This window comes from Enterobacter sp. JBIWA003 (genome assembly GCF_019968825.1).
GTDB classification, from domain to species: domain Bacteria; phylum Pseudomonadota; class Gammaproteobacteria; order Enterobacterales; family Enterobacteriaceae; genus Enterobacter; species Enterobacter quasiroggenkampii.
In genome coordinates, this window is record NZ_CP074170.1 from 296938 (window position 1) to 309476 (window position 12539).

The 12539-nt window shown below is 57.7% G+C and carries 15 protein-coding genes and 1 riboswitch; of the genes, 5 read left to right on the top strand and 10 right to left on the bottom strand.

Annotated elements, in window-relative coordinates:
• Positions 1–22: 22 nt before the first annotated feature.
• From KGP25_RS01435 to KGP25_RS01480, 10 genes are all read right to left on the bottom strand, one after another.
• A complete protein-coding gene (locus KGP25_RS01435; protein ID WP_008503455.1) occupies positions 23–340 on the bottom strand; it encodes a PTS lactose/cellobiose transporter subunit IIA in 318 nt (105 codons plus the stop codon).
• Positions 340–648 (bottom strand): PTS sugar transporter subunit IIB, encoded by a 309-nt coding sequence (locus tag KGP25_RS01440; protein WP_008503456.1) that lies wholly within the window; start codon positions 646–648, stop codon positions 340–342. The genes KGP25_RS01435 and KGP25_RS01440 overlap by 1 nt, the downstream gene beginning before the upstream one ends.
• Positions 649–828: 180 nt before the next feature.
• On the bottom strand, positions 829–2370 hold the full coding sequence (locus KGP25_RS01445; protein WP_223539860.1) for a sensor domain-containing diguanylate cyclase: 1542 nt from the start codon (positions 2368–2370) through the stop codon (positions 829–831).
• A 336-nt stretch (positions 2371–2706) separates the two neighbouring features.
• Positions 2707–3834 carry a 2-iminoacetate synthase ThiH gene (thiH, locus tag KGP25_RS01450; protein WP_223539861.1) on the bottom strand — a complete coding sequence of 376 codons (1128 nt, stop codon included), beginning with the start codon at positions 3832–3834 and terminating at the stop codon, positions 2707–2709.
• Positions 3831–4601, bottom strand: coding sequence for a thiazole synthase (gene thiG / locus KGP25_RS01455; RefSeq protein ID WP_223539862.1), 771 nt, complete (start codon positions 4599–4601; stop codon positions 3831–3833). The genes thiH and thiG overlap by 4 nt, the downstream gene beginning before the upstream one ends.
• A 1-nt stretch (position 4602) precedes the next feature.
• The gene (thiS, locus tag KGP25_RS01460; protein WP_223539863.1) at positions 4603–4803 is read right to left on the bottom strand and encodes a sulfur carrier protein ThiS; all 201 of its coding nucleotides are present in this window, start codon (positions 4801–4803) and stop codon (positions 4603–4605) included.
• Positions 4787–5542 carry a HesA/MoeB/ThiF family protein gene (locus tag KGP25_RS01465; RefSeq protein WP_045909519.1) on the bottom strand — a complete coding sequence of 252 codons (756 nt, stop codon included), beginning with the start codon at positions 5540–5542 and terminating at the stop codon, positions 4787–4789. Before KGP25_RS01465 ends, thiS begins: the two co-directional genes overlap by 17 nt.
• A complete protein-coding gene (gene thiE / locus KGP25_RS01470; protein WP_223539864.1) occupies positions 5535–6170 on the bottom strand; it encodes a thiamine phosphate synthase in 636 nt (211 codons plus the stop codon). Before thiE ends, KGP25_RS01465 begins: the two co-directional genes overlap by 8 nt.
• On the bottom strand, positions 6170–8065 hold the full coding sequence (thiC, locus tag KGP25_RS01475; protein WP_045909517.1) for a phosphomethylpyrimidine synthase ThiC: 1896 nt from the start codon (positions 8063–8065) through the stop codon (positions 6170–6172). The genes thiE and thiC overlap by 1 nt, the downstream gene beginning before the upstream one ends.
• A 79-nt stretch (positions 8066–8144) precedes the next feature.
• Positions 8145–8253: riboswitch (TPP riboswitch) on the bottom strand.
• Positions 8254–8307: 54 nt separating this feature from the next.
• Entirely contained in the window at positions 8308–8793 is a 486-nt protein-coding gene (locus KGP25_RS01480) for an Rsd/AlgQ family anti-sigma factor (protein ID WP_045909516.1), read from the bottom strand.
• Positions 8794–8888: 95 nt separating this feature from the next.
• Between KGP25_RS01480 and nudC the strand changes: the two genes are divergently transcribed.
• The 5 genes from nudC (at position 8889) to hupA (ending at position 12537) form a co-directional block, all read left to right on the top strand.
• The gene (gene nudC, locus KGP25_RS01485) at positions 8889–9662 is read left to right on the top strand and encodes an NAD(+) diphosphatase (protein ID WP_223539865.1); all 774 of its coding nucleotides are present in this window, start codon (positions 8889–8891) and stop codon (positions 9660–9662) included.
• 38 nt (positions 9663–9700) lie between these two features.
• Complete coding sequence (gene hemE, locus KGP25_RS01490) at positions 9701–10765, top strand: uroporphyrinogen decarboxylase (RefSeq protein WP_024908252.1); 1065 nt, start codon at positions 9701–9703, stop codon at positions 10763–10765.
• Between the two features lie 9 nt (positions 10766–10774).
• Positions 10775–11446 carry a deoxyribonuclease V gene (nfi, locus tag KGP25_RS01495; RefSeq protein WP_021242964.1) on the top strand — a complete coding sequence of 224 codons (672 nt, stop codon included), beginning with the start codon at positions 10775–10777 and terminating at the stop codon, positions 11444–11446.
• A 41-nt stretch (positions 11447–11487) separates the two neighbouring features.
• On the top strand, positions 11488–12078 hold the full coding sequence (locus KGP25_RS01500) for a YjaG family protein (RefSeq protein WP_008503468.1): 591 nt from the start codon (positions 11488–11490) through the stop codon (positions 12076–12078).
• A gap of 186 nt (positions 12079–12264) precedes the next feature.
• On the top strand, positions 12265–12537 hold the full coding sequence (hupA, locus tag KGP25_RS01505; RefSeq protein WP_002445246.1) for a nucleoid-associated protein HU-alpha: 273 nt from the start codon (positions 12265–12267) through the stop codon (positions 12535–12537).
• Positions 12538–12539: the final 2 nt, after the last annotated feature.

Here is a 12539-nt window from a genome sequence, read left to right on the forward strand (position 1 = left end):
GTTTTTTTACAGCTGCATGTTTTCAATTCACTAACGGGATCCGGCGATAAAGCTCAATCATATCGCCTGCCAGGTCCTGAATGACCATGGCGTTCATCAGGTGATCCTGAGAGTGGACGGTGATCAGGTTAACCGGAAGTTTCCCGGTCCCCTCATCAAGACCAATAAGCTGCGTCTGTATGGTGTGCGCATGCTTCACATATTCACGCGACTCTTCCATCGCTTTTTCAGCTTCGTCAAACTCACCTTTACGCGCCATCTGCAACGCCGTCAGGGCCGCACTGCGCGCTGCACCTGCGTTAACAAGCAGTTCCATAATCGTGGTTTCTAAGTCTTCCATTATGACTCCAGAAGTTTGAGCGCTTTATCCAGTACGGCATCACCTTTCATCATGCCGTAATCCATCATGTCGATCACCGCGACCTTTTTACCTAACGGGTCGGCCTGTGCCTGTAATTTAGCCTGCTCGTATTTAACCTGTGGCCCCAGTAATACGATGTCGGCCGTCGCGATGTTGTCTTTAAACTCCGCAACCGGAACGGCTTTAATGGTGACTTCAACCCCTTTTTTCTGCGCGGCGTCTTTCATACGTTGAACCAGCATGCTGGTTGACATTCCCGCTGCACAGCATAAAACGATGTTCTTCATAATCAGCCTCGATCTACATGTGTTTATTGATAATTATCCCGTGCAGACCGCTTCAACAACCGCTTTACCGCGATTGTGTGTCAGGCATCACAAAGAAACAGGCGATTTTCTGAAACCGGTTACAATTTTACACTGGCGGGTACCCGGCCCGTCGAAACGGGCAGGGTTAAGGAGAGAGGATTAACTGATGGATGTGCGAACGATGCGGTTTTTTCCCTGCTGTTTGGCGCTGTAGAGGGCGTTATCAACGCTTCCGACGAATTGTTCCAGCGGTTCAAAATGCCACTCTCCAAGACCACCGCTGAACGTAACGCGCAGGTTTTCTTCCCGCCAGACGCGATTTTCAACGGCGGTGCGCCATGCTTCGAGCAAGGAGAGCGCGGAAGACATCTTCTCCGCCTGGAAGATGACCGCGAACTCTTCTCCACCATAACGGTAAACCGAAACGTGATGTGGCTGCATAATCTGGATCCCTTCCCGAGCCACGTTGCGCAGAACGATATCACCGGTCAGGTGACCCAGCGTGTCGTTAATTGACTTGAAGTTATCGATATCCACCAGCGCCATCGCGAAAGGCTGCTGAGTATTCAGCAGCTCTGCGACATCGCTGTCGAACGCGCGGCGGTTTTTACAGCCCGTCAGCGCATCATGGGTGGCCTGGCGCACATACGCCATTTCGCGCTCTTTATTGGACTGAATCGTGTGGCTCAGCATCGCTTCCAGGCGCGGCGCCTCGCTGACATCGCCGGTTTTGATGGCATTGATAATGTGCATCAGCACGCTACGCGAGGCGTGGCGGAGGTATAAGCCGAAGAGAATGATGATGATGGCCGCCAGCGCAAACCCCCAGCCAACGATTGTCGTTTCGTGGCGGGTAATATCAGTAAGCGTCGCGCCGGATACCCGGTAGATGACAAACCAGTCCGGGTTGGTAAACGAATAGTAGTAATACCAGGCGTTGCTTTTCTTGTCGTAAAGATGACCTTCGCCGCTGGTCATTTTGTCCATCAGCGCTTCGCTCACGTACTGCTTGAAGAGCGCGCCGGTATCCGGATGCAGCACCACGGCACCATCGCGTTCGACGACGAAGAATTCCCCCTGAACGGGCGCCACCATCTGGCGCAGGGTGAAGCCCATTGAGGTCAAATCGAGATGGAAAGCGAGCGTTCCCTTCAGTCTCCCTTCAGGCGAGATCAAAGGCTTATAAAGGGTCACCGTCGGATGACCGGTGAAGTAGTCCATGTAAGGACGGGTATAGTGGCTGAAGATGCTGGCTTCCGCCTGAGCGACAAACCACGGTCGCGTCCGGGGATCGAAGGTTTTACTCGTCTCCGTGGGGAGCACTTCCGGCGCGCGGAGATAATGCCCCTGCGTGTCCGCCAGCGAGATGGAGGAGACGGTCGGCATCAGGTTCTGCAGATGCATCATCATCTGCAACCCCTGCGTCGGGTTGACGTTGAGCCTCTCGTTTAGCCTGTCGTCGCGCGCAAAGTACATCGCGGAACGGCCCAGGATATAGTCGTTTTCACGCAGGATAGATTCGGTGTAGTTCACCGCCAGGTTGTGCGTGAAGTTGCTATTGATCTTATGATAATCCTCAAGAAAATCCTTCCGTTGCGAAAGCGTCACCGCGATCGCGATCACCGCAAAACTGCAGAGGATCCCCGCGAAGCTGAGCATAATGGGCCGGGTAAAAGAGAGCTTTTTGCTGTGAAGTGCCATGAGCTGTACATCGTTCCTGATGGTGAATACTTTTCGTCTGCCGATATCCTCTCAGCATAGTCGCTGTCCTGCGGTTAGCGGTGAATTATACGGCACACGATTTCTGACGGGATGATTTATCTTAAGAACCATTAAGAAAATACTTATTAAACTGGCAGGGACCGTTTGTGTAATGCACCAGAGGCAGGGCGAAACGAGGAAGAAGCTTTTCGCCCTGGTCAGCATCCGTTGCTGACCGTGTGACAATAAAAAACCGGACGATCGCTGACAATCCTCCGGTTTTGCCTTTTCGTTGCGCCTCGATAATTTTTTAACGTGTTGCAGTGCGTTTCAACGTCACTGCGAGGCTCTTCCCAGCCAGCTGTCCCAGTCTTTCCAGACAGGCTGCAGACCCTGCGCCGTCAGGGCGGCAGCGACCGCTTCCGGACGTCGGCCATCATGCGGTACAAACTGTTCCAGCTCCGGACGATCGTCGGCGTAGCCGCCTGGCTGCGTTTTGGAAAATGCGCTGACGTTGTTAATCGCAAGCGGGATGACGCGATCGCGAAACGCCGGGGACTCGCGCGTTGAGAGCGATAATTCCACTTCCGGTGCGAGCAGGCGAAACGCGCAGATGGTCTGCACCAGCTGGCGTTCATCCATCTGCGAAGCCGGTTCAATTCCTCCCGCGCAGGGACGCAGGCGCGGGAAGGAGATGGAATAACGGCTCTGCCAGTAGCGTTGTTGAAGCCACAGCAGATGTTCCGCCACCATGTAACAATCCACCCGCCAGCTGTCGGAGAGCCCGATCAGCGCACCCAGACCGATTTTGTCGATGCCGGCGCGACCCAGCCTGTCCGGTGTTTCCAGGCGGAAAAAGAAATCCTGTTTCTTGCCTTTCAGGTGGTGCCGGGCGTACGTCGCCTCGTGGTAGGTTTCCTGATAGACCATAACCCCGTCCAGCCCGAGCGTTTTGAGCTCCGCGTACTCCTCCTGCGACAGAGGCTGCACTTCCATCTGCAACGACGCAAACTGACGGCGAATGGCGGGAAGGTGTTGACGGAAATAGTCCATTCCCACTTTCCCCTGATGTTCGCCCGTGACCAGCAGAAGATGTTCAAAGCCCATTTCACGGATGGCTGCACACTCACGGGCAATCTCACCCTCATCAAGGGTTTTTCGCCTGATGCGATTGCTCATGGAGAAGCCGCAGTAGGTACAGTCATTGGCGCACAGGTTGGAGAGATAGAGCGGCACGTAGAAGCTCACCGTGTTGCCAAAACGCTGGCGGGTGAGCCGCTGCGCTCGCTGAGCCATCGGTTCGAGGTACGCGCTGGCCGCCGGGGAGAGCAGGGCCATCAGATCCTCGCGGGTCAGCTGACGGGCATGCAGCGCGCGCTCCACGTCAGCCGCCGTTTTGCTGTTGATGCGCAGGGCAATGTCGTCCCAGTTAAGCTGTCGCCAGTGCTCGGTAAACGTGCTCATGAGATCGCCTCCAGAAAACCGGTCAGCGGGCTGGTGGCCTGCGCCTGGAAACTGCGCGAGCCGGGGCCGGATCCCCTTGCCAGCAGGCCAGCCTCCACGGCCAGGCGGAATGCCCGCGCCATCATGACCGGATCGTCGGCAACCGCGATAGCCGTATTGACCAGCACCGCGTCAGCCCCCATTTCCAGCGCCTGCGCGGCATGGCTGGGCACGCCAATGCCCGCATCAACCACCACCGGCACGGTAGCCTGCTCAATAATGATTTCCAGCATCGCGCGGGTTTCCAGCCCCTGGTTGGAGCCAATGGGGGCCCCCAGCGGCATGACGGCGGCGCAGCCGACCTCTTCCAGACGTTTGCACAGCACCGGGTCGGCCCCGCAGTAAGGCAGAACGGTAAATCCTTGCTGAACCAGCTTTTCAGCCGCTTTCAGCGTTTCAATCGGGTCGGGCAGCAGCCAGCGGGCATCCGGATGGATTTCCAGCTTCAGCCAGCCGGTGCCGAGCGCTTCACGCGCCAGCTGTGCGGCGAAAATCGCCTCTTCGGCGGTTTTCGCTCCGGAGGTGTTGGGCAGCAGCGTCACGCCTGCTTCCAGCAACGGAGCCAGAATGGCATCGCTGTGATGGCGCAGATCCACGCGCTTGAGCGCCAGCGTCACCAGCTGGCTGCCGCTTTCACGAATGGCCTCCACCATCAGCTGCGGCGAGGCGAATTTTCCGGTTCCGGTAAACAGATGCGAATCAAAAACCTTATCGGCAATACGTAACATCTCAGCCCCCTGCGATAACCTGAAACAGCAGGATCTGGTTGCCTTCATTGACCTGCTGATGTTCCCACTGCTCGCGCGGCAGGATCTGTTGATTGAGCGCCAGCGCCGTTCCCGGCTTGAGCTGACGCAGCTTGTCGAGCAGTGCGGCAACGGTAAGCCCGTCATCGCATCTCATCGGCTCATCGTTAAACAGAATGCGCATCGCGGCCCCCACATACCGGGCAGCGGCTGGCGCGGCGTAACGCCAGCTGGCGCCAGCCGCTGGAGCGGGCATCAAACAGCCGCAGCGTATTGCGTTCCGTCTCCATGCCGCTGAGCAGCTTGATAGCCTCCAGCGCCTGCATGGTGCCCATCACGCCGACCACTGGACCCAGAATACCCGCCGTACGGCAGTTGCGCGTCGGCTCGGCATCGTCCGGCCACAGGCAGCGATAGCAGCCCTGCGTCCACGGTGGCGTCAGAACCATCATTTGCCCGCCGAACCCCACCGCGCTGGCGGTGATAAGCGGCGTATGATTTGCCACGCAGGCGGCGTTGATCGCCTGGCGCGTCGCCATGTTGTCGGTACAGTCCAGCACCACGTCGGCAAGGGCGACTTCACGGTGCAGGCTTTCACCGCTAAGACGCTCCTGTAAGGCAATCAGCTCGATATCCGGGTTAAGCTGGTTCAGCCGCTGTCGGGTGATTTTCGCTTTCGGCTGGTTGATATCGTCGGTAGTAAAGAGGATTTGCCGCTGCAGATTGCTGAGGTGGACCTCATCGTCGTCGGCCAGCACCAGCGTGCCGATACCCGCACCTGCCAGATAGAGCGCGGCGGGTGCACCTAATCCCCCCAGGCCAACAATCAGCACCCGGCTGGCGAGCAGTTTTTGCTGGCCGTCGATGGCGATATCCTCCAGCAGGATCTGACGGCTGTAGCGCATAAAGTCGCGATCATTCATCACCGGCTCCTGCCAGCTGTAAAAGCTGTTCGGTGGCGGACCGCCAGTCTGCCGCCTGGGTGATGGCGCTGACGACGGCGATGCTGCCGACGCCGGTCTCCAGCACCGCCGGGGCACGTTCAAGACTGATTCCGCCGATGGCGACGGTGGGGTAATCGGCAAGGCGTTTAACGTGACTCGCCAGCTGCATCAGACCCTGCGGTGCGGAGGGCATCTGCTTGGTTTGCGTCGGGAAGACGTGACCGAGCGCGATGTAAGAGGGACGGGCCGCCAGGGCCATGTCGATCTCCATGTCATCGTGCGTTGACACGCCAAGACGCAGCCCGGCTTCACGGATTGCGCTCAGATCCGTTGTTTCCAGGTCCTCCTGACCCAGATGCACGCCGTACGCCCGGTGCTTAACGGCCAGCCGCCAGTAGTCGTTGATAAACAGCCGGGCGTTATACCGACGCCCCAGCGCAATGGCGGCAACCACATCGGCTTCCACCTCGTGATCGCGCTTATCCTTGATGCGCAGCTGGAGGGTGCGAACGCCTGCCTCCAGCAGTCGCGCTATCCACGCCACGCTGTCCACCACCGGATAGAGCCCTAAACGGTAGGGGACGGGTGGGAAATCGGGCTGGTACATTACGCCTCCTCTTTTTTGAGGTAGATTTCGCCGCCTTTGGCGCGGAAGGTTTCAGACATGTCCGCCATACCCACTTCAATGGTTTGCGTGGCGGCGTAGTCGCGCACTTCCTGGCTGATTTTCATCGAGCAGAACTTTGGTCCGCACATGGAGCAGAAGTGCGCGACTTTGCCCGATTCCTGCGGCAGGGTTTCGTCGTGGTAGGCGCGGGCGGTGAACGGGTCCAGCGCCAGGTTGAACTGATCTTCCCAGCGGAATTCAAAGCGCGCCTTCGACATGGCGTTATCGCGGATTTGCGCGCCCGGATGGCCCTTGGCCAGATCCGCCGCGTGGGCGGCAATTTTGTAGGTAATCAGCCCTTGCTTCACGTCCTCTTTGTTTGGCAGGCCGAGGTGCTCTTTCGGTGTCACGTAGCAGAGCATGGCGCAGCCGAACCAGCCGATCATCGCCGCGCCAATGCCTGACGTGAAGTGGTCATAGCCCGGCGCAATATCGGTGGTCAACGGCCCCAGGGTATAGAACGGCGCTTCGTGGCAGTGCTCCAGCTCCTCGGTCATGTTGCGGCGGATCATCTGCATCGGCACGTGTCCCGGGCCTTCAATCATCACCTGCACGTCATACTCCCAGGCGATTTTGGTCAGTTCGCCCAGCGTGTGCAGCTCGGCAAACTGCGCTTCGTCGTTGGCGTCACGGATGGAGCCCGGGCGCAGGCCGTCGCCCAGCGAGAGGGAGACGTCATAAGCGGCGCAGATTTCGCAGATCTCGCGGAAGTGTTCGTAGAGGAAGTTCTCCTGGTGATGGGAGAGGCACCACTTCGCCATGATGGAACCGCCGCGCGAGACGATACCGGTCAGACGCTTCGCGGTCATCGGCACGTAGCGCAGCAGCACGCCCGCGTGAATGGTGAAGTAGTCGACGCCCTGCTCGGCCTGCTCCAGCAGCGTGTCGCGGAACGCTTCCCAGGTCAGGTCTTCGGCAATGCCGTTGACCTTCTCCAGCGCCTGATAAATCGGGACGGTGCCAATCGGTACCGGACTGTTACGCAGGATCCACTCGCGGGTTTCGTGAATATAGCGGCCAGTGGAGAGATCCATTACCGTGTCCGCGCCCCAGCGCGTTGACCAGACCAGCTTTTCAACCTCTTCTTCGATGGAGGAGGTGACGGCCGAGTTACCGATGTTAGCGTTGACCTTCACCAGGAAGTTGCGGCCAATAATCATCGGCTCGGATTCCGGGTGGTTGATGTTGGCGGGGATAATCGCGCGGCCGGCGGCCACTTCGTCACGCACAAATTCCGGCGTGATGTTCTCCGGCAGGCGCGCGCCAAAGCCCTCTCCCGGATGCTGGTAGCGCAGCACTTCGCTGCGGATACGCTCGCGGCCCATGTTCTCGCGGATGGCGATGAACTCCATCTCCGGCGTGACGATCCCCTGGCGGGCGTAGTGCAACTGGGTCACGCATTTGCCCGCTTTGGCACGTTTTGGCGTCAGCAGGCCGGTAAAGCGCAGCGCGTCCAGACCGTCGTCGGCCAGGCGTTCTTTGGTGTACGCAGAACTGCGTACGCTGAGTTCTTCGCAGTCGTTACGCGCCTCTATCCACGGCTGGCGCAGCTTTGCCAGACCCTGCTGAACGTTGATCGTAACAGAGGGATCGCCGTACGGGCCGGAGGTGTCATACACCGGTACGGCTTCGTTGTCTTCATACTGCGGATTCTCTTTGCTGCCGCCGATAAGCGTCGGGCTGAGCTGGATTTCGCGCATCGGGACGCGGATATCGGCCTGCGAGCCGGAAATGTAGATGCGTTTCGAGTTCGGGAAAGCGGTGCCTTCCAGGGTGTCGATGAAGTGTTGGGCCTGTGCGCGCTGTTCGCGGCGGGTCAGTTTTGCAGTAGACATAGCTCATTCCAAAAGTGAAGGACATGGCTTGTCAGACGACGGATGAAGCAAGAGAGGATCGCCCGGGGGGCGATACAACAGCAGTGTGACTCTTGTTCCCTTCGCAGGTATTAACCTGATCAGGTTCCGCGGATCCCGAATTAACGGTCTCAGCCCGGCTTTCGCTCTGGGCACTCCGACAAGAAAAATCCCCCTCGTGAGAGGGGCGAATGGTTGTAAATTACTCGTTAACGATTAAGAACTCAAGCCGGGCGCGCGACGTTATCTTCGGGACTGGCATCCAGGACGAGGCTAATCAGCCTATCTTCCAGCGTGAATCGCTCCTCCAGCGCTTCACCGAGGTCGGATAACGCCCGCTGAAACTCAAGGTAGTTATCGTGATCGATGGCATTCTCGAGCGTGGAATCATAGTAATCCATGATCTGCTGGGTGTTGGCCTCCAGCAGCGGATAGAGTTTGCTGGCCGCTAAATACGGCGTTGTCCCTTCCATTTCGCGGATAATGCGTTCATAAATATTGAAATGGCCGTCAGACAGATAGTCGACCAGGCCCTGACAAAAATCATCCAGCGCTTTTTCGTTCAGCCGCATAAACGATTCTTTGCCAGGCTTAATGCCGACCAGATTGTAATAAGCCACGAGTAGATGCTTGCGCACATGAAGCCAGCGATCCACCAGTTTGTTACTTCCTCTAACGCGCTCAGTCAGGCTTTCTAGCTGGTTTAACATGGTCGACTCCGCAAAGTGTAGGATTGAATCTGCTTATCCAGAATGTAACCACAATGCTAACAACATGTCAGTGAAGCGAAGGTAGTGCAATAGATATGGATCGTATTATTGAAAAATCAGATCTGGGTTGGTGGATCGTCAGCCACGAACAAAAATTATGGTTGCCCGGTGGAGAACTGCCCTACGGTGCGGCGGAAACGTTCGATCTCGTGGGCCAGCCAGCGCTAAAGATCGGCGAGTGGCAGGGTGAGCCCGTGTGGTTTATCCAGCAAGCGCGTCGTCAGGATATGGGATCCGTTCGCCAGGTGTTGGATCTGGACGTGGGCCTGTTCCAGCTGGCGGGGCGCGGCGTGCAGCTGGCGGAGTTTTATCGCTCGCACAAATACTGCGGCTACTGCGGTCATACCATGCGTCCGAGCAAAACCGAATGGGCGATGCTCTGCAGCCACTGCCGCGAGCGCTACTATCCGCAGATTGCGCCGTGCATTATCGTCGCTATCCGCCGGGAGGATTCCATCCTGCTGGCGCAACATACCCGCCATCGCAACGGCGTTCACACCGTGCTGGCCGGCTTCGTCGAGGTGGGCGAAACGCTGGAGCAGGCGGTGGCGCGCGAGGTGATGGAGGAGAGCGGGATCAAAGTGAAGAACCTGCGCTACGTCACCTCCCAGCCGTGGCCGTTCCCGCAGTCGCTGATGACGGCCTTTATGGCCGAATACGACAGCGGCGAGATCGTTATCGATCAGAAAGAGCTGCTGGACGCGAACTGGTATCGCTACGACGATTTACCGCTGTTACCACCGCCGGGCACCGTGGCGCGCCGGCTGATAGAAGATACCGTAGCGATGTGTCGGGCCGAGTATGAGTAGTGTTACACTGAGGCCATGACGCTTAAGGAACTGCAAAAATGACCGAACTGAAGAACGATCGTTATCTGCGTGCGCTGCTGCGACAGCCCGTTGATGTCACCCCGGTGTGGATGATGCGCCAGGCGGGACGCTATCTGCCAGAATACAAAGCCACGCGCGCGCAGGCGGGCGATTTTATGTCGCTGTGCAAAAACGCCGAGCTGGCCTGTGAAGTGACGCTCCAGCCGCTGCGCCGCTTCCCGCTGGATGCGGCGATCCTCTTCTCGGATATTCTGACCATTCCGGATGCCATGGGCCTTGGCCTGTACTTTGAAACGGGTGAAGGCCCGCGTTTCACTTCTCCGATTAAAAGCAAAGCCGACGTGGACAAGCTGCCGATCCCCGATCCGGAAGGTGAACTGGGCTACGTGATGAACGCCGTGCGCACCATTCGTCGCGAGCTGAAAGGCGAAGTGCCGCTGATTGGCTTCTCCGGCAGCCCGTGGACGCTGGCGACCTATATGGTGGAAGGGGGCAGCAGCAAAGCCTTCACCCTGATTAAAAAGATGATGTACGCCGAGCCGCTGGCCCTGCATGCGCTGCTCGACAAGCTGGCGAAGAGCGTCACGCTCTATCTGAACGCGCAGATTAAAGCCGGTGCACAGTCGGTGATGATTTTCGACACCTGGGGCGGCGTGCTGACCGGCCGTGATTATCAGCAGTTCTCCCTGTACTACATGCATAAAATCGTCGACGGCCTGCTGCGTGAAAACGAAGGTCGCCGCGTGCCGGTGACGCTGTTCACCAAAGGTGGCGGCCAGTGGCTGGAAGCGATGGCGGCCACCGGCTGCGACGCGCTGGGTCTCGACTGGACCACCGATATTGCCGATGCCCGCCGCCGCGTGGGCGACAAAGTGGCGCTGCAGGGCAATATGGACCCGTCCATGCTCTATGCACCGCCTGCCCGCATTGAAGAAGAAGTGTCGACTATACTGTCTGGTTTCGGCCAGGGGGAAGGCCACGTCTTTAACCTCGGCCACGGTATTCATCAGGATGTACCGCCAGAGCATGCAGGCGTATTTGTGGAGGCGGTGCATCGGCTTTCTGCCCAGTATCACAAGTAAGGAGTCGTTATGGATCTCGCGTCGCTACGCGCTCAACAAATCGAACTGGCCTCATCGGTGATCCGCGAGGATCGTCTGGATAAGGATCCTCCGCAGTACATTGGCGGAGCAGACGTCGGGTTCGAGCAGGGTGGGGACGTGACGCGAGCGGCGATGGTGGTACTGAAGTACCCTTCGCTCGAGCTGGTGGAGTACAAGGTCGCGCGTATTGCCACCACCATGCCCTATATTCCCGGCTTTCTCTCCTTTCGCGAATATCCCGCGCTGCTGGCAGCGTGGGAGCAGCTCTCGCAAAAACCTGACCTGCTGTTTGTCGATGGGCACGGGATCTCACACCCGCGCCGCTTAGGCGTTGCCAGTCACTTTGGGCTGCTGGTGGATGTGCCGACCATTGGCGTTGCCAAGAAACGCCTGTGCGGCGCGTTTGAGCCACTTTCCGCCGAGCCGGGTGCGCTGGCGCCGCTCATCCATAAGGGCGAGCAGCTGGCGTGGGTCTGGCGCAGCAAGGCTCGCTGTAATCCGCTGTTCATCGCCACCGGCCATCGGGTAAGCATGGACAGCGCTCTGGCGTGGGTACAGCGCTGCATGAAGGGCTACCGCTTACCGGAGCCGACGCGCTGGGCTGACGCGGTGGCCTCTTCGCGTCCGGCTTTTGTTCGTTGGCAGGAAATTCAGCGATGATTCAGGTAAACTGCGCCTAATTTTCGATTCGAGAGATCATCATGCTACAAAACCCGATTCACCTGCGCCTTGAAAAGCTGGAAAGCTGGCAGCACGTCACCTTTATGGCTTGCCTGTGCGAGCGCATGTATCCCAACTATGCCGCGTTCTGCAAGCAGACGGGCTTTGGTGATGGCCATATCTACCGCCGTATTCTGGATCTGATCTGGGAAACGCTGACGGTGAAAGACGCGAAGGTGAATTTCGACTCTCAGCTCGAAAAGCTGGAAGAGGCGATTCCGGTGGCGGATGATTTTGACCTGTACGGCGTCTACCCGGCAATTGATGCCTGTGTGGCGTTAAGCGAATTGCTCCACTCCCGCCTGAGCGGTGAGACGCTGGAGCACGCTATCGAAGTCAGTAAGGCCTCTATCACTACCGTAGCGATGCTGGAAATGACCCAGGAAGGTCGCGAAATGACCGACGAAGAGCTGCGCGCAAACCCGGCCGTTGAGCAAGAATGGGATATCCAGTGGGAAATTTTCCGCCTGCTGGCAGAGTGTGAAGAACGCGATATTGAACTGATAAAAGGGCTGCGTGCGGACTTACGTGAGGCCGGCGAGAGTAATATTGGTATAATTTTTAACCAATGAGATAAGAAAACTTGAGATAACGCCCGTTTTGTCGCTCCTCGACTCTTCCCTTTCGCCCCTTGTCTGGTCTACATTTGGGGGGCGAAAAAAAGTGGCTATCGGTGCGTGTATGCAGGAGAGTGCTTTTTTGGCATTTTCGTCGCACTCGATGCTTAGCAAGCGATAAACACATTGAAAGGATAACTTATGAACAAGACTCAACTGATTGATGTAATTGCGGACAAGGCTGATCTGTCTAAAGTGCAGGCTAAAGCTGCTCTGGAATCTACCCTGGCTGCTATTACTGAGTCTCTGAAAGAAGGCGATGCTGTACAACTGGTTGGTTTCGGTACCTTCAAAGTGAACCACCGCGCTGAGCGTACTGGCCGCAACCCGCAGACCGGTAAAGAAATCAAAATCGCCGCAGCGAACGTGCCGGCATTTGTTTCGGGTAAAGCACTGAAAGACGCAGTTAAGTAAGA

Excerpts from the sequence above, each read along its gene's own strand:
- thiG (WP_223539862.1), bottom strand. The coding sequence starts at position 4,601 with ATGTTACGTATTGCCGATAAGGTTTTTGATTCGCATCTGTTTACCGGA.
- thiE (WP_223539864.1), bottom strand. The coding sequence starts at position 6,170 with ATGTACCAGCCCGATTTCCCACCCGTCCCCTACCGTTTAGGGCTCTAT.
- nfi (WP_021242964.1), top strand. The coding sequence starts at position 10,775 with ATGGATCTCGCGTCGCTACGCGCTCAACAAATCGAACTGGCCTCATCG.
- KGP25_RS01440 (WP_008503456.1), bottom strand. The coding sequence starts at position 648 with ATGAAGAACATCGTTTTATGCTGTGCAGCGGGAATGTCAACCAGCATG.
- KGP25_RS01445 (WP_223539860.1), bottom strand. The coding sequence starts at position 2,370 with ATGGCACTTCACAGCAAAAAGCTCTCTTTTACCCGGCCCATTATGCTC.
- thiS (WP_223539863.1), bottom strand. The coding sequence starts at position 4,803 with ATGCGCATTCTGTTTAACGATGAGCCGATGAGATGCGATGACGGGCTT.
- hupA (WP_002445246.1), top strand. The coding sequence starts at position 12,265 with ATGAACAAGACTCAACTGATTGATGTAATTGCGGACAAGGCTGATCTG.
- thiH (WP_223539861.1), bottom strand. The coding sequence starts at position 3,834 with ATGAGCACGTTTACCGAGCACTGGCGACAGCTTAACTGGGACGACATT.
- KGP25_RS01435 (WP_008503455.1), bottom strand. The coding sequence starts at position 340 with ATGGAAGACTTAGAAACCACGATTATGGAACTGCTTGTTAACGCAGGT.
- KGP25_RS01465 (WP_045909519.1), bottom strand. The coding sequence starts at position 5,542 with ATGAATGATCGCGACTTTATGCGCTACAGCCGTCAGATCCTGCTGGAG.
- hemE (WP_024908252.1), top strand. The coding sequence starts at position 9,701 with ATGACCGAACTGAAGAACGATCGTTATCTGCGTGCGCTGCTGCGACAG.
- thiC (WP_045909517.1), bottom strand. The coding sequence starts at position 8,065 with ATGTCTACTGCAAAACTGACCCGCCGCGAACAGCGCGCACAGGCCCAA.
- KGP25_RS01500 (WP_008503468.1), top strand. The coding sequence starts at position 11,488 with ATGCTACAAAACCCGATTCACCTGCGCCTTGAAAAGCTGGAAAGCTGG.
- KGP25_RS01480 (WP_045909516.1), bottom strand. The coding sequence starts at position 8,793 with ATGTTAAACCAGCTAGAAAGCCTGACTGAGCGCGTTAGAGGAAGTAAC.
- nudC (WP_223539865.1), top strand. The coding sequence starts at position 8,889 with ATGGATCGTATTATTGAAAAATCAGATCTGGGTTGGTGGATCGTCAGC.